Origin of the sequence: Exiguobacterium algae (genome assembly GCF_018617875.1) — a bacterium.
Classification (GTDB): Bacteria; Bacillota; Bacilli; order Exiguobacteriales; family Exiguobacteriaceae; genus Exiguobacterium; species Exiguobacterium algae.
Map to the genome: position 1 here is coordinate 221,528 of NZ_JACSKZ010000001.1, position 20,277 is coordinate 241,804.

21 protein-coding genes are annotated in these 20,277 nt (G+C 52.2%); 1 reads left to right on the forward strand and 20 read right to left on the reverse strand.

What is annotated here, in order from left to right; genetic code table 11:
- Positions 1-69: 69 nt before the first annotated feature.
- The 20 genes from KNP03_RS01075 to KNP03_RS01170 all read right to left on the reverse strand — a co-directional run bounded on the left by KNP03_RS01075 (position 70) and on the right by KNP03_RS01170 (position 19,696).
- Positions 70-330: a stage V sporulation protein S gene (locus KNP03_RS01075; protein ID WP_012726477.1), complete on the reverse strand. Its 261-nt coding sequence runs from the start codon at positions 328-330 to the stop codon at positions 70-72.
- Between the two features lie 26 nt (positions 331-356).
- Complete coding sequence (locus KNP03_RS01080) at positions 357-1,151, reverse strand: TIGR00282 family metallophosphoesterase (RefSeq protein ID WP_214824009.1); 795 nt, start codon at positions 1,149-1,151, stop codon at positions 357-359.
- Between the two features lie 48 nt (positions 1,152-1,199).
- Positions 1,200-2,762 carry a ribonuclease Y gene (rny, locus tag KNP03_RS01085; protein WP_420827871.1) on the reverse strand — a complete coding sequence of 521 codons (1,563 nt, stop codon included), beginning with the start codon at positions 2,760-2,762 and terminating at the stop codon, positions 1,200-1,202.
- A gap of 187 nt (positions 2,763-2,949) precedes the next feature.
- Positions 2,950-3,999, reverse strand: coding sequence for a recombinase RecA (gene recA / locus KNP03_RS01090; protein ID WP_214824013.1), 1,050 nt, complete (start codon positions 3,997-3,999; stop codon positions 2,950-2,952).
- 76 nt (positions 4,000-4,075) lie between these two features.
- Positions 4,076-5,302 (reverse strand): competence/damage-inducible protein A, encoded by a 1,227-nt coding sequence (locus KNP03_RS01095; protein WP_214824015.1) that lies wholly within the window; start codon positions 5,300-5,302, stop codon positions 4,076-4,078.
- Between the two features lie 67 nt (positions 5,303-5,369).
- Complete coding sequence (gene pgsA, locus KNP03_RS01100) at positions 5,370-5,948, reverse strand: CDP-diacylglycerol--glycerol-3-phosphate 3-phosphatidyltransferase (protein ID WP_214824017.1); 579 nt, start codon at positions 5,946-5,948, stop codon at positions 5,370-5,372.
- 32 nt (positions 5,949-5,980) lie between these two features.
- Positions 5,981-6,853: a helix-turn-helix domain-containing protein gene (locus tag KNP03_RS01105; protein ID WP_214824018.1), complete on the reverse strand. Its 873-nt coding sequence runs from the start codon at positions 6,851-6,853 to the stop codon at positions 5,981-5,983.
- A 27-nt stretch (positions 6,854-6,880) separates the two neighbouring features.
- Positions 6,881-7,657 carry a DUF3388 domain-containing protein gene (locus KNP03_RS01110; RefSeq protein WP_214824026.1) on the reverse strand — a complete coding sequence of 259 codons (777 nt, stop codon included), beginning with the start codon at positions 7,655-7,657 and terminating at the stop codon, positions 6,881-6,883.
- A 91-nt stretch (positions 7,658-7,748) separates the two neighbouring features.
- Positions 7,749-8,444, reverse strand: a complete 696-nt coding sequence (gene ymfI, locus KNP03_RS01115) for an elongation factor P 5-aminopentanone reductase (RefSeq protein ID WP_214824028.1) — start codon at positions 8,442-8,444, stop codon at positions 7,749-7,751.
- Complete coding sequence (gene yfmH / locus KNP03_RS01120; protein WP_214824030.1) at positions 8,441-9,700, reverse strand: EF-P 5-aminopentanol modification-associated protein YfmH; 1,260 nt, start codon at positions 9,698-9,700, stop codon at positions 8,441-8,443. Before yfmH ends, ymfI begins: the two co-directional genes overlap by 4 nt.
- On the reverse strand, positions 9,697-10,935 hold the full coding sequence (gene yfmF / locus KNP03_RS01125; RefSeq protein ID WP_214824032.1) for an EF-P 5-aminopentanol modification-associated protein YfmF: 1,239 nt from the start codon (positions 10,933-10,935) through the stop codon (positions 9,697-9,699). Before yfmF ends, yfmH begins: the two co-directional genes overlap by 4 nt.
- Positions 10,936-10,942: 7 nt before the next feature.
- On the reverse strand, positions 10,943-11,494 hold the full coding sequence (locus KNP03_RS01130; RefSeq protein WP_214824033.1) for a cob(I)yrinic acid a,c-diamide adenosyltransferase: 552 nt from the start codon (positions 11,492-11,494) through the stop codon (positions 10,943-10,945).
- Between the two features lie 48 nt (positions 11,495-11,542).
- Complete coding sequence (locus tag KNP03_RS01135) at positions 11,543-13,249, reverse strand: sensor histidine kinase (RefSeq protein WP_240544401.1); 1,707 nt, start codon at positions 13,247-13,249, stop codon at positions 11,543-11,545.
- A complete protein-coding gene (locus KNP03_RS01140; protein ID WP_214824037.1) occupies positions 13,249-13,965 on the reverse strand; it encodes a response regulator transcription factor in 717 nt (238 codons plus the stop codon). The genes KNP03_RS01135 and KNP03_RS01140 overlap by 1 nt, the downstream gene beginning before the upstream one ends.
- Before the next feature lie 160 nt (positions 13,966-14,125).
- Complete coding sequence (gene ccsB / locus KNP03_RS01145; RefSeq protein WP_214824039.1) at positions 14,126-15,310, reverse strand: c-type cytochrome biogenesis protein CcsB; 1,185 nt, start codon at positions 15,308-15,310, stop codon at positions 14,126-14,128.
- The gene (gene resB / locus KNP03_RS01150; protein WP_214824041.1) at positions 15,310-16,857 is read right to left on the reverse strand and encodes a cytochrome c biogenesis protein ResB; all 1,548 of its coding nucleotides are present in this window, start codon (positions 16,855-16,857) and stop codon (positions 15,310-15,312) included. Before resB ends, ccsB begins: the two co-directional genes overlap by 1 nt.
- A gap of 19 nt (positions 16,858-16,876) precedes the next feature.
- The gene (locus tag KNP03_RS01155) at positions 16,877-17,458 is read right to left on the reverse strand and encodes a redoxin domain-containing protein (RefSeq protein ID WP_240544402.1); all 582 of its coding nucleotides are present in this window, start codon (positions 17,456-17,458) and stop codon (positions 16,877-16,879) included.
- A 136-nt stretch (positions 17,459-17,594) separates the two neighbouring features.
- A complete protein-coding gene (locus KNP03_RS01160; RefSeq protein WP_214824042.1) occupies positions 17,595-18,353 on the reverse strand; it encodes a pseudouridine synthase in 759 nt (252 codons plus the stop codon).
- 4 nt (positions 18,354-18,357) lie between these two features.
- Positions 18,358-18,951 carry an SMC-Scp complex subunit ScpB gene (gene scpB / locus KNP03_RS01165; protein ID WP_214824044.1) on the reverse strand — a complete coding sequence of 198 codons (594 nt, stop codon included), beginning with the start codon at positions 18,949-18,951 and terminating at the stop codon, positions 18,358-18,360.
- On the reverse strand, positions 18,929-19,696 hold the full coding sequence (locus KNP03_RS01170; protein WP_214824048.1) for a segregation and condensation protein A: 768 nt from the start codon (positions 19,694-19,696) through the stop codon (positions 18,929-18,931). Before KNP03_RS01170 ends, scpB begins: the two co-directional genes overlap by 23 nt.
- A 79-nt stretch (positions 19,697-19,775) precedes the next feature.
- Between KNP03_RS01170 and KNP03_RS01175 the strand changes: the two genes are divergently transcribed.
- Positions 19,776-20,246, forward strand: coding sequence for a DUF309 domain-containing protein (locus tag KNP03_RS01175; protein ID WP_240544403.1), 471 nt, complete (start codon positions 19,776-19,778; stop codon positions 20,244-20,246).
- Positions 20,247-20,277 lie beyond the last annotated feature (31 nt).

Below are 20,277 nucleotides of genomic sequence, written 5' to 3' on the forward strand. Positions count from 1 at the left end.
AATAAAAAAGAGTAGCCATCCGCGCCGATGGCTACTCTGCACAAGAATAGGACCTATGTCCCGGCCGCTTCAACGCGGCTCGATAATCAACTTGATGGCAGTCCGTTCTTCCCCGTCAATCATAATATCTGTGAAGGCCGGGATACAAATCAAATCGAGACCGCTCGGCGCGACGAAGCCTCGGGCGATGGCGACCGCTTTGATCGATTGATTGAGCGCGCCCGCCCCAATCGCCTGTATCTCACATGTCCCTTTTTCGCGCAGAACACCAGCTAAAGCACCCGCAACGGAGTTAGGGTTCGATTTTGCCGAAACTTTGAGTACGTCCATTCTTGTTGCCCCCTCGGGTAGGATGTTTAATCAAACCAAACGGTCTGATCATCTAGGTGTATTCGTTCGATTTTTGTTGCTCGTTTCGTCTGGTCATCGATTGTAATGAAAACTCCATTTAATTGTTCCCGTCCCTCGGCAACTTCAAACCGGACTGGGAGCTGAGTCATGAATTTTTTTAGAACGACCGATGCATCCATTCCGAGCACCCCATCGAGCGGCCCTGTCATCCCGACATCTGTAATATATGCCGTTCCTTTCGGCAACACCCGTTCATCGGCGGTCTGGACATGTGTATGTGTCCCGACGACGGCTTGAACGCGTCCGTCCAGGTGATAGCCCATCGCGATCTTCTCGCTCGTCGCTTCGGCATGGACGTCGACAAAAATCGCATCGACGTCATCGCGTACTTCTTCGACGAGACGGTCGACCGTCCGGAACGGACAATCGAGAGTCGGTAAAAAGACATTCCCCATCACGTTGATGACGGCGAGTTTTTTCCCGTTCTGTTTTAGCTTCATCATCCCGACACCCGGTGTTCCTTCCGGATAGTTCGCCGGGCGGACGATGCGGTCGGCATCGTCAATCCAGTCAAAGATGTCACGATTGTCCCACGTATGGTTCCCCATCGTCACCCCGTGAAAACCAAGTTCAAGGAACTGATTGTAAATCTTTTTCGTGATTCCCCGCCCGTTCGCGGCGTTCTCACCATTGACCAGCATGAACGTCGGATTATACTTGTTTTTTAATCGGCCAATCTGATCGCTCAAGATGTCCCGGCCTGGTTTACCGACGACGTCGCCGATAAATAAGATCTTCATGTGTTGTCCTCCTTCAAATAGAAAAAGCGGAGAATGTCTCCGCTTTGTTTACTTCGCATAATCGACGGAACGCGTTTCGCGAATGACCGTCACTTTAATTTGACCTGGATAGTCGAGTTCGTCCTCGATTCGTTTACAGATGTCGCGTGCCATCTTACCGGCAACGACATCGTCGACGACGTCAGGGCGAACGATGATACGAACTTCTCGTCCGGCTTGGATCGCGTACGACTTCTCGACTCCTTCGAACGACTCACAGATCGATTCGAGGCGTTCAAGACGACGGATGTAGCTTTCCAATGTCTCTTGACGAGCACCAGGGCGAGCTGCTGACAAGGCGTCAGCCGCTGCAACAAGGACAGCGATCGTCGATGTCGCCTCGACGTCCCCGTGGTGGGAAGCAATCGAGTTGATGACGACCGGATGTTCTTTGTACTTCGTCGCAAGTTCGACACCAATCTCGACGTGGCTGCCTTCGACTTCGTGGTCGATGGCTTTCCCGATATCGTGTAAGAGCCCTGCCCGCTTCGCAAGCGTGACATCTTCCCCGAGTTCAGCTGCCATCATGCCGGCAAGGTGTGCCACTTCGACCGAGTGGGACAATACGTTTTGTCCGTAACTCGTACGGTAACGCATCCGACCGAGTGTTTTCACGAGGTCCGGATGGAGACCATGGATTCCTGCTTCGAATGTCGCTTCTTCTCCGTACTCACGGATTCGCTCATCGACTTCCCGACGAGATTTCTCAACCATCTCTTCGATTCGTGCCGGGTGAATCCGTCCGTCCTGGACAAGTTTTTCAAGCGTCATCTTCGCGATTTCACGGCGAACCGGGTCAAATCCTGACAGGATGACCGCTTCCGGCGTATCATCGATGATGAGGTCGATTCCGGTCAGCGTCTCGAGCGTACGGATGTTTCGTCCTTCGCGCCCGATGATGCGACCTTTCATCTCATCGCTCGGTAAGTTGACGACAGATACCGTCGTCTCGGCAACATGTTCAGCAGCATATCGTTGCATCGTGAGAGATAAGAGGTGTTTCGCTTTTTTATCAGCTTCTTGTTTTGCTTTTTGCTCGATTTCTTTTTGAAGGAGAGCAGCATCGTGAAGCGCTTCCTGCTTCGCTTCGTCCATGATGATGGTACGTGCTTCATCTTTTGAGAGGGCGGCCACTCGTACGAGTTCTTGACGCGCCTCTTCATATAACTCCTCCACTTTGCTTTCGAGCACTTCTGCTTCACGTTTACGTTTCGCGAGGCCAGCTTCCCGTTCGTCCAATGAGTCTTCTTTCCGTTCGAGCATGTCTGCTTTACGGTCGAGGATTTCTTCTTTTTGGACGAGTCGGTTCTCTTTCACTTTCTGTTCTTCGCGACGCTCACGCAATTCTTTTTCCGTTTCATTGCGAAGTTGAATCATCTCTTCTTTTACTTCAAGCCGTGCTTCTTTTTGCATCGCTTCCGATTGTTGTTTGGCTTGCTCCACAATCTTGGTCGCTTCCGTCTCGGCACCTTGAATCTTCGCTTCGGCGATCGATTTACGCACAAAAAAACCTGCAACAAAAGCTATCGGCAAAAGGAGGATCAGAATAAGCCAGTATAGCCATTCCATCATGTTCACCTCCCTTTCGCAAGGTTATTTTATTTTTTTAATAAGTGAAATACACGGGCGAGCCCGCGCATAACTTTATTGTACTTATTTACATGGGAGAATGCAATGCACGGACAGGATAGAACTGCCAATTGTCTAAAAAATTATACTAAAAAAATCTCATCCAGGAATTCCGGATGAGAGGTTGTGTTTATTCGTCGTCAAGGAGTGAAAGCATTTCGTCATCGTCACCTTCGACCGTCACGGTTTTTTCACCGTTCAATCCATAGTGGTCACGGATTTGACGCTCTACCTCCGCTGCGACGGCAGGGTTTTCTTTCATGAACTGCTTCGCGTTCTCACGGCCTTGACCGAGACGCTCTTCGTTGAACGAGTACCAAGCACCGCTCTTTTGAACGATATCGAGGTCTGCACCGATGTCGATGAGCTCCCCTTCACGAGAGATCCCTTCTCCGTACATGATGTCAACTTCCGCTGTTTTGAACGGCGGCGCAATCTTGTTTTTGACGATTTTGATCTTCGTACGGTTCCCGACCATGTCCTGACCTTGTTTGAGCGTTTCCGCACGACGTACTTCAAGACGAACCGATGAATAGAACTTCAACGCGCGTCCACCTGGAGTCGTCTCCGGGTTACCGAACATGATCCCGATCTTCTCACGGATCTGGTTGATGAAGATGACGATCGTCTTCGACTTGTTCGTCGCACCGGAAAGCTTACGAAGCGCCTGAGACATCAAGCGCGCCTGAAGACCGACGTGCGAGTCTCCCATCTCCCCTTCGATCTCTGCTTTCGGAACGAGTGCCGCAACCGAGTCGACGACGAGAATATCTACTGCGCCGGAACGAACGAGTGCTTCTGCGATTTCAAGCGCTTGCTCCCCTGTATCAGGCTGTGAGAGTAGTAATTCATCGATGTTGACACCGAGGTTTTGAGCATATTTCGGGTCGAGCGCATGCTCAGCATCGACGAAAGCGGCTTGACCGCCACGTTTTTGAACTTCTGCGATCGCGTGAAGCGCGACCGTCGTCTTACCTGACGATTCAGGTCCGTACACTTCGATCACACGTCCACGTGGATACCCACCTGCTCCAAGGGCAACGTCCAATGCGATCGAACCTGAAGGGATGACGGAAACTTGTTGCTCTGTATTTTCACCAAGGCGCATAATCGAGCCTTTACCGAATTGTTTTTCAATCTGGCGCAATGCCATTTCTAACGCTTGTTTACGATCACTCATGGATAAATGAGCCTCCTTTAATTGATACTTTCATTATACGGGAACGCATTTCGATACACAAGTTTTTTACGAACATTTATTCGCCTTTTTTTATTTGTTGAATCAATGCCCATAATCCATCTTTTGCAGCCCGGGTCCGGATGACATTTCGCTCCTGATGGGGATAACGACGTTCGAGGACATCCACGCCGCCCGGCGTCTTCACGCCGATCCATACCGTACCGACCGGTTGACCTGAGTTCGAGGTCGGCCCCGCCTCCCCCGTGAAGGCAAGCCCGTAATCGGAACCCGTCAGCGCGGTCAATCCATTGACCATCTCAAGGGCTACTTCTTTTGAGACGACTGAATGCTGTTCAATTGTATCAAGCGATACCCCTAAACTCCTATTTTTTAGCTCATCGGAATAGGTGACCACGCCCCCGAGGAAGACGGCAGACGCTCCCGGTGTCGACGTCAGCATCGATTGAACTTCTCCGCCCGTCAACGACTCGGCGACAGCGAGCGTCCGGTTCAAACGGGTGAGCGCTTTGATGAGCGACGTCGCCAGCGTCTCGTCATCAGAGCCGAAATAATACGGTCCGACCCGTTGTAGGATATCTTCTTTTACCTGATCAATCATCTCACGAGCCTCTTGCTCCGTCTCGGCCCGTGCGCTGACCCGGAGTCGGGCCTCCCCGGTCTCCGCATACGGGGCGACGGTCGGGTTGGTTCCTTCCAATAGGTCGAGCACCGCTTCATCGAGCGCGGACTCCCCGATCTCATAAAACCGTAACGACTCCGAGACGAGTGTCGCGCCTGAAAACTTCGTCGGGAACGTCGCGTCGACGATTGACCGCATCTCTCGCGGGACACCCGGTAACAGCATCCACGTCGTGTCCCCTTCAATCCACATGCCCGGTGCGAGACCGACCGGATTGGCAAGCACTTCTGAGCCCGATAAGACATCCGCTTGTTTTCGGTCCCCGGCATTCATCTCTCTACCCCGGGACCGGACAAACTGTTCGATTGTCGCAAGTGCCGCCTCATCCCGGACGATCGGACGGTCGAGCAGTTCGGCGAGCACGGTTTTCGTGACATCATCGGCAGTCGGGCCGAGCCCGCCCGTGACGATCACCAGTTCCGAACGACGATTGGCCAACTCAAACGCCTCCTTCATCCGCCCGGCGTTATCCCCGACGACACTATGATACAGGACCGGAACCCCATACCGCGACAGCTGTTCTGATATGTAACTAGCATTCGTGTTGACGATTTCCCCTAAGAGAAGTTCAGTACCTACCGCAATGATTTCGGTGCGTTTCACCCGGATTCCCCCTCAGTTTGAAAAAAGAGACGAGCTGCGTGTACAACTCGTCTCCTTTCATGAATGATTACATTGATTTCACAATGAGTTTATAGTTTTGTGCGAAATATTCGCCTCCCGAATAAATCGTGAGTGCGAGGGCTAACCACATCGCCCATTCACCGAACGGGATCCCGACGTAGCTGAAGATCGGATTGCCGAATAATAAGAAGATGATGGCAAAGAGCTGGACCCACGTCTTCGCCTTTCCGGATTTCCCGGCAGCGACGACGATGCCCTCATCCGCAGCGACAAGACGAAGTCCAGTCACGGCGAACTCGCGGGACAGGATGACAACGACTACCCAGGCAGCCACGAGATCCATCTCTACGAGCAAGATCAAAGCGGCAGTCACGAGTAACTTATCCGCCAGCGGATCCATGAATTTCCCGAAATTCGTCACGAGGTTCCGTTTTCGGGCCAAATGACCATCCAGCCAGTCTGTGATCGCGGCAATCGTGAAGATGATGCCGGCGATGAATTGGTGAAGCGGGACGTCTGCGCCTAAAAACGAGACGTTTCCCCAATCAAAATCAACAGCGAGTAAGACGACAAACACGGGAATGAGTACCACGCGTAACATCGTCAATCGGTTAGGTAGGTTCATGTAGAACTCCTCCTCTTGGAACGAAAGGCGGCTTATTCAGCGGCGACTTTCGTTACGAAAATGTTTTGGGTGACCGGAGCATCTTGAAGTTCTAGCTCACGACCGTTGACGACGATTTTTTCGACACCTGCGATCAGACCGATCCGGATTCGGAGCGTGTCTGTCTCTGCGTTTTCGATGACAATCGGATTTTGTTTCGATTGGTTCGGATACTCCGGAGCGAGGAACGGACCTTCTAGTGACGTATCCCGGACACCGACGTATGAAGCCGGAGAGTCTTTGACATAAATTTCAGTCGTAAGCTTGTCATTCGTCTCGATCTCATAAGTCAAATCTGCACCGTTCGTCTCTTTGACTGCGATCGGACCAGTCTCGACCTGCGGCTCTTCTTCCACCGGTTCTTCCTCGACCGGCTCTTCTTCCGCAGGCTCTTCCTCTGTCACGTCCTCATTTTGGTTGACCGTCACACCTGAATCCGGTGGTTCGGTCGGCGTCGCCTCTTTGCCACCAAAATCGAAGCTTCTCACAGCGAAGTAGATCGCCGTGATCAAAAGGAACACCAAAAGCGTAAGCAGTACTTTCGGAACCCATCTCGAGACGCGGCTCGTCGATTCCGACGCTTTTGAGTACGTCTTTTTTCGTGAGAGCTGGACGGTCGGTTGCGGTTCGATTTTTGGTAAATCCTTCGCATATGTCTCATATAGTTCATCTACATCCAGACCGAGCGACTCCGCATACGTTTTAATGAACGCCCGTGCGTAAAATGAGCCAGGGAGATTTTTGTAGTCACCTTCCTCAATCGCGATGATATAGCGTTTTTGAATCTTCGTCGTCTGCTGAATCTGGTCGAGCGACAAGCCGCTCGCCTCACGCTTTTGTTTCAAAAAAGTCCCTAGTTCTGTCACAGGGGTCCACACCTTCCATTCACATAATTATTCAAACCATTCTGACTCACGATGTGTCTCTTGCGGAATGAGGATGTCCTCTTCCGGATTGTTTCTCAATTCAATAATATAATCAAAGTCTTCCAACACGCAATCGGTGTTTCGGACATATAAATCAGGATGCTCAATCACTTTGACGGCCGGTAAACGCATCACTTCCCGGATCAATTGACGATGTCGCTCGTCCATCGTCCGCGTCGTGACGGCCCCATCGATTATGTATACATGATCGCCTTCCCGTTCTTCTTCGAACAACGAGGTACGGACGGTCTGTTTCATCAAGGTAGACGAAAGGAACAGCCAGCGTTTGTTGGCGCACACGCTTGCCGCAACAATCGATTCTGTTTTCCCGACACGGGGATTTCCCCTGACGCCGATCAACAGGTGCCGTTCTTCTTTCATGAGTTCTGCGACGAAGTCGACGAGAATCCCCAAGTCTTCCCGGACGAAGCGGAACGTCTTTTTATCGTCACTGTCATGGTCGATATATCGGCCATGCCGGATGGCGATACGGTCCCGTAATTTCGGACGTCTCAATTTGATGACTGCAATGGCCTCCATCTTTTTCAAGATGTGCTCGAGACGGTACACATGGTCAGCCGCCGGCGCCTTCAACAACATGCCCCGACGCTGCAGGTCCACCCCATTGATGGTGACGATGGAAATTTGAAGCATGCCCATCAGTGAAGCGATATCTCCAAGGATCCCCGGTCGATTTTGACACAGCTCATATTCGAGATACCATTCTTCGAATTTGTGTTCCATCCCAACCACCCTTTCGAACGAGATGCGCTACCCTGTTATTCTAAATTATTTTAGAAGAATTGAAAAGAACTGCTTTCGACTGAAAAGCGGTTTATTGCCACCCGCCATCGATTCGTAACACCGCACCCGTCATGTAAGAGGAGGCATCCGAACAAAGGAACCGGATCGTCGCGGCCACTTCGTCTGCCGTACCGAGCCTGCCGAGTGGAATGTCAGCCATCACTTCTTGTTTCGACTCCTCTACCGTATCATTCATCGGAGAATCAATCCAGCCCGGCGTCACGGCGTTGATCCGGACGTGAAACGGTCCCATCTCACGCGCGAACGACTTGACGAAGCCGAGTTGAGCCGCTTTGACTGTCGAATAAAACACCTCTGCCGCTGCGCCGACCTCACCCCATACACTCGAGACGATGACGATCTCGAGCGGTCGATCATACGGCTTGATTGCGACGAGATGTTGAGCCATTCGTACCATCGAGCGGACATGAATTTGGTACAGACGGTCCAGCTCATCAATGGACTGATCGACGACCAGGCCGTTTAGAGCGTGCCCGGCAACGAAGATGAAGCGGTCCACCGTACCAAGTGACGACACCCATGTCTCGACGGCTGCATCGTTCGTCAAGTCACACGTCACCACTTCTGCGTGTAAAGACGACTGCTCGACGAAGGATTGGAGCTCCTCGGTATTTTGATTCGCATGTAAAATCAGCTCATCATCACGAAAGGCGAGCGAGACGGCACGACCGATCGTACCGCTCGCTCCTGTGATCAGCGTCTTCATGGTTTTTTAACGATACAGACGGTTCGCTGGTCCTGACGGAAGAGGCGTGAGTAAGCCTCATGCAACGCATCGAGCGTAATCGTCTCAAGAAGGGCTGGAATATCGAACAAGTTGCTGTCGTTTAAGGCATAGCGCGAGAACTGGTTGGCGATAAACTCCGGTGAGTTCAACGCCTTCAAGAATTGTCCTTGCATCATCCGTTTTTTCCGTTCGAGTGTCGCTTCATCGAGGTGGAGCGGTTTCTCGAGCGCCGCCGTGATTCTTGAGACAAACGCATCGACATGCGGAGTCTCCATCGATAAGGCGGCGAATGCGAACGATTCCTCCGATGTGTAATCGAACGAGAACGCATCGTCGATCAAGCCTTCGGCGTACAATTCCGTGTAAAGGGGTGCCGTCGTGTCAAAGAGGGCATGCATCAACAATTCGACCGTCAGTTCCTGTTTCAATCCATCTTCACCTGCGAGCGGCGTGTCTTTATAGCCGATCATCACTTTCGGGACTGAGACATCCATCTCGATGACACGTTCGGATAGACGGACGGACGTCGGCTCCTCAACCGTTTCGCGGGCCGACAGGAGCGGGTCCTCAAACGACTTGGCCGACTGGTTGTCCCGAATCAAATCGAGCATCTCCTCCGGTTCGATGTTTCCGACGACGAACAATGCCATATTGCTCGGATGGTAGAAGGCGCGATGACACAAGTATAAATCCTCGGCGGTGATGGCCGATATAGACTCGATCGTACCGGCGATGTCAATCTTGACCGGGTGTTGCACATACATCGCATCGATCAGGCCGAAATAGAGTCTCCAGCCCGGGTTGTCCTGATACATCTGAATCTCTTGACCGATGATGCCTTTCTCTTTTTCGACAGATTCTTTCGTGAAATAAGGATACTGTACGAAGTCGAGGAGCGTCTTCACGTTCTCCCGCACGTTCGATGTCGCACCGAATAAATAGGCCGTACGGGTGAAAGAGGTGAAGGCGTTCGCCGAAGCCCCTTGCCGGCCGAACTGCTGGAAGACGTCCCCATCCTCTTTTTCAAACATCTTATGCTCGAGGAAGTGGGCGATCCCATCCGGCACCTCGACCCAGTCGTCGAGTTTGAAACGGCGGTCGATGGAACCGTATTTTGTTGTGAACGTCGCGTACGTCTTCTCATAGCCGGTTTTTTTCAGCAAATAGACGGAGAGGCCGTTGTCGAGCACATGGTGATGGAGCGTCTCTCCTACGTTAGGAAAATCGAGTTTCATGCTTCTCCTCCTTTCAGACAATAGACAGCCTGTAACTTAATGTTCCGAGCGAGTTCAACGACATGCTCGCCGGTCGTCTGTTCGATAATAGCCAATTCCTCATCGAGTGAGAATGGACGGACATCGGCCCCGCTCATCCAGGCGATCAATTGACGCGGATTGTCCCCGAGTTGACGACGCTGATGGAACAACATCTCTTTCGTCTGCTGAAGCGTCTCTTCTTCGAAGTCACCGTTTTGAAGGGCATCGAGCTGTTCAGCGATGATATCTTCGGTCTTTTGCTGATTTGCCCCGTCGATTCCAGCATACACAAACAACTTCCGGCTGAGCGCGCTGTACTGGGAAGCGGCGTAATAAGCCAAGCTCTCTTTTTCACGGACATTCATGAAAAGCTTCGAATGCGGAAACCCGCCGAACAGGCCGTTGACCACTTGCATCCGAATCGCATCCTCGGTCCGGGGATCCACATCGATCGCATATGCGAGATGGAGCTTGCTTTGTTTGACGTCCTGCTGCTCCTCGAGACGCTGGAATTCGCCCACTTTCGGCACCGGCAACTCCCGGACAAGCTTAGAGCCTAATGACTCCAGCGGTTCGAACGCCGTTTCGACTTGCTCACGGTTGACGTCACCGACGACATATATATCGACCCGGTCATTTTTGATCATCGCGTCATACGCCTCATACAATGATCGGGGTGTCACATCCTTGAGTTGCTCGAGTGTTCCGAGTGAGGGAATCGCGAGCTCCCCTCCGAGCATGTCCTGCAATCGTTGCTGGGCGAATCGCATCTTGTCATCGTACACGGATTCAATCCGTTGACGTTGAAGGCGCAGCTCCTGTTCGACGATGAGCGGCTGGAACGAACCGTCGTAGACATTCGGACGTAACAAGACGTCTTCGAGCAGTTTGATCGCTTGGCTCAGGACATCTTCTCCAACGAGATGGTCGTTCACGACCTCGAGTTGGAATTGGATGACGTGTTCTTTTCCGATTTTCGATGCGCCTGCGTACAGGCTCGCATCATACAATTCTTCTAGCGGTGTGTGAAATAACTCCATCGACGGATAGGTCGCCGTCGATTTCTCCATGATAAACGGCAACAATGCCCGGTCCGCAATCGTCTCCGCAGACAACGGGGCCGCGAAGGAGACGAGGCATGTCGTCGTCTTGAATTTTTTTGTCGGATAGACCGAGTAGTTCAATTGGTGCTGGAACTGTTCAATCCCTTTCATCGACCGATCACTCCTTTTTTCGTTTTGGTTGAAACACGGCGGCTCCCCGCTCGTATTCCTGGTCAGCCACCCCCGCGATGACGTTCGCGTAACGGGCGGCGGTAAACAAGTAATCACTCAGACGATTAAAGTAAGGCAGCTGTCGCTTTGCGACCTTTAGCGTCGTCAAATCGCGTTCGACACGACGGCAGACAGAGCGGGCGACGTGAAGGCTCGCCGCGGGGATACTCCCACCCGGCAAAATGAAGCGCACGAGCTCCGGACAGGACGTCTCGAAATCATCCATCCATTCCTCGAGTTCTTTGACGATGGACAGGTCGACGGTCTTCGGCGGTTCGTCCGCATACATGAGCTCGGAACCGAGGTCGAACAGATCGTGCTGGATCTTGGTCAACTGCTGGCGGAGCGTCTCGTCCGTCTGGTGGGAAAGGGCGAGTCCAATCTGGCTGTTCAGCTCGTCAAGAAGCCCCATCGCCTCGATGTGCGGATGATTTTTCCCGACCCGTCCCCCAATCAAAGACGTCTCCCCGGCATCTCCGGTACGTGTATATCGCTTCATCGGCTACCTCCTTAAAATGCCACAAAAGGTGACTCGATTGAGCCACCATCATGTGAGGTCTGGTTGTTTGTAAGGTAAATAAATATGGAAAGTCGTTCCTTCCCCGACATGGCTCGTCACGTCGACCGTCCCGTGATGGGCGTCGATGACGTTTTTGACGATGGCAAGTCCGATCCCGGTTCCGGTCTTCGAACCGCTCGTCCGCGCTTTGTCGGCTTTATAGAAACGTTCGAACACGAACGGGAGGTCTTCTTTCGGGATCCCGTGTCCTGTGTCCGTCAGACGGATCCTGAATCCTTCCGGTTCTTCAGTCGCCTCGATCCGGATGGTACCGGAAGCGGTATGGGCGATCGCGTTTCCTAGCAGATTCGTGAAGACTTGCTCGAGACGGTCACCATCCGCTTGAATCAAGTGGCTCGGGACATCTGTCTCAAGCGTGATCCCTTTCTCGCCCGCCATCTGGTTGAACTTGCGCATGACCCGCGGCAGGAACTCGCCCAGGTCGAACTCGGCGAACTGCATCGTCTCTTTTCCGGATTCGATCCGTGCCAGGTCGAGCAGGTCGTTGACGAGACGCGCGAGTCGTAGTGACTCGTCGTAAATGATGGAGGCGAATTCTTTTGTGGCGTCATCACTCTCCGTCATCCCGTCGATGATTGCTTCCGAGTAACCTTGTAATGTCACGAGCGGGGTCCGGAGCTCGTGGCTGACGTTCGCCACGAAGTCGGTCCGCATCTTGTCGAGCCGGTGACTCTCGGTCGTATCCCGAATGACGACGACCGCCCCTTCGAAGTCTTCCTCTCCGATGAGTGGTGTGACCGTCAACGTATAATAACGGTCATCCTCTTTCACTTCGATCGTTTTTTCAGAAGCGCCTTCGACCACTTCCTCGTAGAGCGAGAGGACGACCTCATGCGGTTGCCCATCCGTCAACAGCGGGCTCGCCTGCGGGTTCGTGACGATGACGTTCGCATGACGGTCGAGCGTGATGACCCCATCGGCCATCGAACGTAAGATCGAGGCGAGTTGAAGCCGTTCGTGGTCCAGAGCGAAAACATATTTCGCCAGTTGGCTGCTCATCGCATTGAACGAAGCCGCAAGCTCTCCGATCTCATCCCGCGTCTTCGTCTCGAGGCGCAAGTCGAACTGTCCTTCCCCGGTCTTATTGACCGCATCGCGCATTTCACGAAGTGGAGCTGTAATCCGCGTCGATAAAAAGAAAGCGAACACGGTCGTGACGATGATCGCCGAAGCGACCGTCCACAGGATAATCGTACGGGCACCGGCGTTCGCACTTGAAATCGCATCGAGCGGTTCGATCAAGTACAACGTATAATCGCCTGTCGGCAATGTGAACGTCGTCCGATACGCCAAGGCGGCCTGGCCGTCAAATGATGAGAAGTTCCCGATGGCCGTCTCACCGGCTGCCTGATACGTCTCCCAATCCTGTCGATTCAGTTCGACCATCCAGTCGTCGAGCTGACTCCCGAAGTTCGAGCGGGCAGAACCGTTCTCTAAAATATAGTTCGCCCCGTACACCTCGATGATCTGGTCGACCGTATCCGTCGTCTCTCCTTCTTGCAGGAGCACCGATTGGACTTGTCCGCCGAGTTTGGCCAGGTGTCCGCGTTCCTGGTCGATATGGAACGAGTTAAAGAACTCGAGCATCAACACCGAGACAATGAACAAAATCACACTGACCAGTACTAAAATCGTCAACCACAGCTTCGTGACAATACTGTTCCGACGAACCATCATTCACTAGCTGCTTCGAACTTGTACCCGACTCCCCACACGGTCGTGATCATCTGCGCCGCATCCGGTGAGACACGGTTCAACTTTTCACGAAGTCGTTTCACGTGCGTATCGACGGTCCGAAGGTCTCCGAAGAATTCATAGTTCCAAACTTCTTTTAACAACTGTTCGCGTGAGAACACTTTGTCGACCTGCTTCGCGAGGAAGAATAAGAGCTCATACTCTTTTGGTGTAAGTGCGATTTCTTCTCCGTCGACCGTGACGCGGTGGGCGTCGTTGTCGATCGTGAGATGCGGGAAGACAATCAAATCTTTTGATTTTTCGTTCGTATGCATGAACTTCGTCGTCCCCGAACGGCGTAAGAGCGCCTTCACACGAAGCACGACTTCGCGCGGACTGAACGGCTTGACGATATAATCGTCCGCTCCGACCTCGAAGCCTTGCACGCGGTCAATCTCTTCCCCTTTTGCTGTGAGCATGATGACAGGCGTCGCTTTCGATTTACGGAGTTCGGTACAGACTTCCACCCCATCCATCTTCGGCATCATCAAATCGAGCAGGATGACATCGTATTCGTTCTCGAGTGCGAGTTCAAGCGCCTCTTCTCCGTTCACTGCTTCTTCGATCACGTACTGTTCACGCTCTAAGTACATTTTCAAAAGTCGGCGAATTCTTTCCTCATCGTCGACCACTAAAATTTTCGTTTTCTCAGCCATTAACAAAACCCTCCTAAAGACCCATAACAAGTTGTAGCGAATGTTGCGCAATTGTGAACATTTCGCTCCCTGTCATAACTATACCACTCTATTATTTCGCTTCACAACGATGATTTGGCACACGAAAAGAAAAAGAAGTCACAATCGTGACTTCTTCCGCTTATGCATACGAATGGAGACCGGCGATGACCAGGTTGACGAAGACGAGGTTGAACATGATGATGCCAAACCCGCCGACACAGAGCCAAGCCGCACGCGTGCCCGTCCAACCGCGTTGGATCCGCATATGAAGGTAATAGACATACGTGAGCATCGTGATCAACGCCCACACTTCTTTCGGGTCCCAGCCCCAGAAACGGTTCCAGGCGATTTGAGCCCAGATCATCGCGAAAATCAATCCGCCGAGGATGAATACCGGTAAGCCAATCGCGACCGAACGATAGCTGATCTCATCCGCGAGATCAAGGTCGACTTTTTTCGCAAGCGGCTGGAGCGCTTCGGCAACCCGTTTCCGTAAGATGACGAAACGAAGCAACACATAGATGACCGCGCCGCCGATGATCGACCAGACGAGCGTGTTCAGTTTCAACGTGTTGATCCAGTTCGGCAGTTCGAGCGACAAGCCACTCGCCCCTGATAAGAGCTGAGCCCCTTCAGGTACGAATAAGATCGGCATGAGGTACTCATACGATTCCGTCTGACCCCGGTCATTCGTGAACTCCACGACCCCGCCCGAACCGATTCCTTTGAAGAGCATCGACACGAGGATAAATCCGAGGACACACATGAGTGTAAACATCGTCACCTCGAGCCACGTCCGGGATTTGGACTGCTCTTTCATCGACGTCTCGTTTAAGAGGAAGATGAGTCCGGATGCGAAGCTGATCGCCAAAATCCCTTGACCGAGTGCCGCCGTCGTGACGTGGATCTTGAGCCAGACACTGTTGAGTGCCGGGATGAGTGGCGCGACCTCGCTTGAGAACATCGACGCGAAGGCGATGACTAACAGCGCCACCGGCATCGCGAACAAGCCGAGTACATCGTTTTTGTAAATACCGTAGACGACGAGGAAACCGACGACCATCATCATCCCAAAGAATGTCGTGTACTCATACAAGTTGGAGACCGGCGCATAGCCGACCCCTGCCCAGCGCATAAAGAAATATGTCAATTGTGACGCGAAACCGATGATCGCCAAGAGATAGGCATATTTGCCGTAGGCGACGCGGTTGACGTTCCCGTCCTTACGCATCCCGCTGACCGCGATCGTGAAGAGCACGGTCGAGACTGCATAGAAGATGAACGCGATGAAGAGCATGCGACTGCTCCAATCAATCCATTCCATCAAGATTCCCCTCTTTCATGTTGTGTGTCATCGTCCGGCTTCGATTCGAATTTCGCCTGGTCTTCCCAGATCGGGAGACCTGTTTTTTCTAGTAACGGCGACACTTCTCGTCGGAGTGACGATGGATTTTTATTCGTGAAACCGGAAACGAGTACGTCTGTTCCTTCTCCTTTACGAACCCAGACGCGGCGGTGTGGCCAATACATGCCCATGATGATGCCAATCATGAAAATCGTCCCACCGATGATCAAGATCGGATACGTCGAATCACTCTTGACCCGTAAACCGCTCGTGCTCGCCATCTCGGTCCCCGCAAACTGCACCTTGTAGCGGTTGTCCTCGTCAGCGACATTGAGTCGGATACCGATCAAATTCGATTCGGTCTCGCCTTCCGGTGATGTGACGTTGAAGAAGAACGCCGGGTTCAACGCCCGCGGCGATTTCGTGTCCGGTTGTCCGTCTTTCACCTGAAAGTCCGGATACAAGTCCTTGAGCGTCACTTCGACGCCGTCTAAGTCATACGTGGTCTCCGGGTTCTCCAAATCGACGGTGAACGGACCGTACGTATCGCCTGACTCCTGGTCGGCGATAGTGAACGACATCGCTAAGAATTCCGGGCGACTCGAATATTGTTCCTGATAGACCTCGTACTTGTCGAACGTGAACGGATGGTTCACTTTCGTCGAACCGCTCGTGACCTGTTCAAGCTGTGGCGACCCGTCCTCGTTCGTTCCGACTTTCTTAAAGAGGGTCAACTCCGTCTCATAGTTTTTCGGGACTGCCCCCGCTTTTTCAATCGCGGCGGCGAACTTCGCATCCTCTTCGTTGTTCTCCGGGTCATACATCTCGAGGATGAACTGGTCGTTCCGGAGATAATACTCACCGTCCGTCGCTTCAAGAGACACGGTGTCTCCTTCACGGACCCATTCAAGCGTGTCCGTATGGAAAGCCGGGAAGACGCGGAGCATCGCCCCGATGAAGAAGATGACGAGACCGAGGTGGTTGACGTAAGGGCCCCAACGGCCAAACCGGTGTTTCTCAGCCAAGAGGGCATCACCGTCACGCGTCACGCGATAGCGTTTCTTCTTCAGCGCAGACTCAAGCTCATCGATCTGCGCTTCCGTGCCGGGACCTTGTCCGATCAACCGTTGTCCTTTCATGAACCGCTCCGTGCGGCGGACCGGCTGATGCTTGAGCGCCTTATAAAGTGGCACCAAACGGTCAATCGAGGCGACGATGAGCGATAGCGTCAGCATGACGATCAACGTGATGTACCACCAGGAAGTATAAAGATTGTGGAAGCCGAGCGAATAGTAGATCGTTCCTGGCGTCCCATACTCCTGTGCGTAATACTGGCTCGGTGGCAATTGTTGTGGAATGTACATCTCTTGAGGGAATATCGTCCCAATCGCCGAACCGACGATGATGAGACCAATCAACCATAACCCGACCTTGACTGAAGCGAAAAAGCTCCAGACGCGGTCAATCCAAGACTTCGGACGACGCTTCGACCGTATATCCGCGCCGTCGTATTTCATATCTAGCATGTGTGCGTCCCCCGTTCGCTTACAATGACTTCTCGGCGAGCTCCATCAACTTCTCTTTTGTGAGTTCACCTTCATACTTCTCAATGATGTTTCCTTCTTTATCGATCACGAAGGTGACGGGCAGGTTGTAAATCCCGTACGCCTTCTCTACTTCACTTTTCGTATCCATTAAAATCGGATAGTCGAGTTTGACGCCGAGTCCGTTCAGGAAGTTATCGACACGAAGTGGCGTTTCGCCGACGTTGACTGCCCAAAAATCGACACCCATGTCTTGTAGGGCCGCATAGTTTTCTTGGACGATCGGCATTTCTTTCTTACAAGGTGTACAGAACGTGCCCCAGAAATTTAGAAGCATCCCTTCCCCTTGATAGTTCGCACGTTCGTGGAGGGTCGTGCCGTCGAGCGTGACGAGTTTGAAGTTCGGCGCTTTGTCACCAGCTTCAACCCGGCCGTCGTTCCCGGCCTGTTCGATCAACTGCATGACGACAACGGCTCCCGCAAAGAGTACGATTGTCATCACCATGAGTCGCCAAAACGAACGTTTTTTCTTATGGGCCACCGCTTGATTCATGCGGTCCCCTTTGTTTGTGTCTTTTGTCATCGTTTACACACCATCCTTCAGTTGCTATTGTACTGAAAAAACATTAAAAACGCACATTAACAGACTTTTTTCATCTTTTTGTCACACAATCTCCACAATCAAAAAAATCATCCCGTTCAGGACGATTTTTTGATTGTTATTTTTTCTTTTTCTTGCCACGCGGTTTCGGCGGTACCGTCGGGTTGGCGAGTTCACGCAACTTGCTCACTTCTTTGTGAGACAATTCGCGCCAGTCACCCGTGTTCAAGCCGTCGAGCGTCAAGAAACCGAACTGTTCACGCTTCAGTTTGATGACCTCAGACCCGATGGCTTCAACCATACGGCGGATTTGACGGTTATGTCCTTCCGAGATGACGATTTCGAGGATGGCCGTGTTCTTCTTCTGGTCGACCGACTTCATCTTCACTTTCGCGCTTCCCGTTTTGAATCCGTCATCGAGCTCGACACCTGACTCGAGCTGTTTGATGGCCAAGTATGACGGAATGTTCTTCACTTTCGCCACATAGCGTTTTTGAATCTTGTATTTCGGATGCGTCATCATGTTTGAGAACTCGCCATCGTTCGTCAAGATGATGAGGCCCGTCGTGTTGTAGTCCAGACGACCGACCGGGAAGACACGTGCGCCAGGCGGTACCAAGTCCGTGATGACTTTACGGCCTTTGTCGTCTTCTACCGTCGACACGTAGCCGCTCGGCTTATAAAGCAAGTAGTAGACATGCTCTTCCTGCTCGATTTTAACGCCGTCGACCTCAATTTCTGACTTAGGACCGACTTTTGTTCCGAGTTCACGGACAACTTTTCCGTTGACGCGGACGCGGCCGTCCAAAATCATTTCTTCTGCTTTCCGTCGCGAGGCGACGCCAGCTTGTGCGATTACTTTTTGCAAACGTTCCATATAATTAATCCTTCTCCAATCTTTCTTCTTGCTTCGGTGCTTCCTGTCCGAAGAACAAATCGCCTTCGTCAGATAGTTCATCCTCAAATGTTAACGGTGGCAGCTCATCGAGCGAGTTGAATCCGAAATGGTCGAGGAAGTGTTCCGTCGTCCGGTACAGCTTGGCACGACCGATCGACTTCGTGCGACCCGCCGACTCGATCAACCCTTTCGAAAGCAGCGTATGGATGACCCGTTCAACCTTGACGCCTCGTACTTCTTCGATATCGGCACGTGTCACCGGTTGCTTGTAGGCAATGATCACAAGTGTCTCCATCGCGGCACGGGACAGTGCCTGTTCCGCCATCGTTCCGACGTATTTTTGAATATACGGTGAGACATCGGGCGCCGTCACGAGTTTATAGACGCCAGCCGATTCGATCAATTGGAACGGGCGACCCGAGTCTTTGAATGAGGCCTCGAGTTTCGTCAACTGCTCTCTTGCGGCAGCTTCGGAGATATCGAGCGTCTCCGCGAGCGCACGGACTTCCATCCCTTCCTCTCCGACGACGAAGAGCAGGCCTTCAATAATCGTTTCATAAGACAACAACCGCTTCATCCCCCTTCTTTGCCGTCTCGACGAATGAGATATGAATATCCTGGTCGAGCTGTTTCGTCTCCACGACACGTAGTTTGATCAACTCAAGCAACGCCATGAACGTGACCACGAGGTCGGTGACGTTCGGTCGTTCCTGGAAGAATGAAAAGAATGACGTTTCTTGGTTGACAGACACATGCTCATGCAGCCGCGTCATCTGTTCCTCGACCGTCCGCTCTTCACGTTGAATGGTTTTTTTGCGCCGTTCTTTCCAGCGCTTCCGTTCAATCATTTTTGAGTAGGCATGCAAGAGGTCCGAGAAGTTGAGCGGTCCGTCGTATTTAGACACTTCCTCGGTCATATACTTCGTCAAATCCTCACCAGGGCGAGTGTACAGCTCTAACCGGTTCTCTTCCTGCTCCCGCATGAAGACGACCGCTTCCTTGTACGCTTTATATTCGATCAATTGACGAATGAGGCCCTCACGCGTCGGTTCTTCGATAAAGTCAGGTATTTCGTCATCCTCGACCGGGACCGGCGGTAAGAGTTGCTTACTCTTCAACTGAAGCAGCGTCGCCGCCATGACCAAATACTCACTGGCCACGTCGAGTTCAAATTTTTGCATCGTGCGAATAAAGCCGACATACTGGTCAGTGACTTCAGCCACGGAAATGTCGACAATATCAATCTCCATTTTACCGATCAAATGGAGCAACAGGTCGAGTGGACCTTCGAACGTATCGATTTTGACGTTATAGGCTTCCATAGAGACACCTGCCATTTTACATTTTTGCGCTTTAGTATAACATGTTTTGTAGTACAGTGACCACGAAAGGAGAAAATAGATGATGACCCCTTTTATTCATTATACGTTGCTTTTTGAATGTCATGCCGATTATTTTGAATGTCATGAAGTGTTAGAAGAGGCATGGCAGGCCGGAAACCGTGAGCACCACGGCTACGCCGCCCTCATTCAGTATGCCGTCATCCACTATCATCTCCGACGTGAAAATGTCGTCGGGGCAAAGAAGAGCCTCTCCCGTCTCAAACAAAAAATCGACGTGGCGACCCCGCACCTTGAGGCGCTCGGGATCGACGTCGATTCGTTCAGAGCCCATCTCGACGAATGGCCACTTCAGGCTAGACTCCCCCTGACCTCAGACGTTCGGGCACAAGTCGATGCACTCAAAACCACGTTCCCGGACACCGAGCTGACGTTCGAAGAGCTCGTCCATCGCCATCTCCTCCGCGACCGGACCGATGTCATCACCGAGCGTGAACTCGCGCTAGCGGAACGACAACGAGGCAGGCGTTGACTGGCTCGTTTTTTCATTCTCTACAGGAAAC

Excerpts from the sequence above, each read along its gene's own strand:
- KNP03_RS01075 (WP_012726477.1), bottom strand. The coding sequence starts at position 330 with ATGGACGTACTCAAAGTTTCGGCAAAATCGAACCCTAACTCCGTTGCG.
- KNP03_RS01080 (WP_214824009.1), bottom strand. The coding sequence starts at position 1,151 with ATGAAGATCTTATTTATCGGCGACGTCGTCGGTAAACCAGGCCGGGAC.
- rny (WP_420827871.1), bottom strand. The coding sequence starts at position 2,762 with ATGATGGAATGGCTATACTGGCTTATTCTGATCCTCCTTTTGCCGATA.
- recA (WP_214824013.1), bottom strand. The coding sequence starts at position 3,999 with ATGAGTGATCGTAAACAAGCGTTAGAAATGGCATTGCGCCAGATTGAA.
- pgsA (WP_214824017.1), bottom strand. The coding sequence starts at position 5,948 with ATGAACCTACCTAACCGATTGACGATGTTACGCGTGGTACTCATTCCC.
- KNP03_RS01110 (WP_214824026.1), bottom strand. The coding sequence starts at position 7,657 with ATGGAACACAAATTCGAAGAATGGTATCTCGAATATGAGCTGTGTCAA.
- ymfI (WP_214824028.1), bottom strand. The coding sequence starts at position 8,444 with ATGAAGACGCTGATCACAGGAGCGAGCGGTACGATCGGTCGTGCCGTC.
- yfmH (WP_214824030.1), bottom strand. The coding sequence starts at position 9,700 with ATGAAACTCGATTTTCCTAACGTAGGAGAGACGCTCCATCACCATGTG.
- yfmF (WP_214824032.1), bottom strand. The coding sequence starts at position 10,935 with ATGAAAGGGATTGAACAGTTCCAGCACCAATTGAACTACTCGGTCTAT.
- KNP03_RS01130 (WP_214824033.1), bottom strand. The coding sequence starts at position 11,494 with ATGAAGCGATATACACGTACCGGAGATGCCGGGGAGACGTCTTTGATT.
- KNP03_RS01135 (WP_240544401.1), bottom strand. The coding sequence starts at position 13,249 with ATGGTTCGTCGGAACAGTATTGTCACGAAGCTGTGGTTGACGATTTTA.
- KNP03_RS01140 (WP_214824037.1), bottom strand. The coding sequence starts at position 13,965 with ATGGCTGAGAAAACGAAAATTTTAGTGGTCGACGATGAGGAAAGAATT.
- ccsB (WP_214824039.1), bottom strand. The coding sequence starts at position 15,310 with ATGGAATGGATTGATTGGAGCAGTCGCATGCTCTTCATCGCGTTCATC.
- resB (WP_214824041.1), bottom strand. The coding sequence starts at position 16,857 with ATGCTAGATATGAAATACGACGGCGCGGATATACGGTCGAAGCGTCGT.
- KNP03_RS01155 (WP_240544402.1), bottom strand. The coding sequence starts at position 17,458 with ATGACAAAAGACACAAACAAAGGGGACCGCATGAATCAAGCGGTGGCC.
- KNP03_RS01160 (WP_214824042.1), bottom strand. The coding sequence starts at position 18,353 with ATGGAACGTTTGCAAAAAGTAATCGCACAAGCTGGCGTCGCCTCGCGA.
- scpB (WP_214824044.1), bottom strand. The coding sequence starts at position 18,951 with ATGAAGCGGTTGTTGTCTTATGAAACGATTATTGAAGGCCTGCTCTTC.
- KNP03_RS01170 (WP_214824048.1), bottom strand. The coding sequence starts at position 19,696 with ATGGAAGCCTATAACGTCAAAATCGATACGTTCGAAGGTCCACTCGAC.
- KNP03_RS01175 (WP_240544403.1), top strand. The coding sequence starts at position 19,776 with ATGATGACCCCTTTTATTCATTATACGTTGCTTTTTGAATGTCATGCC.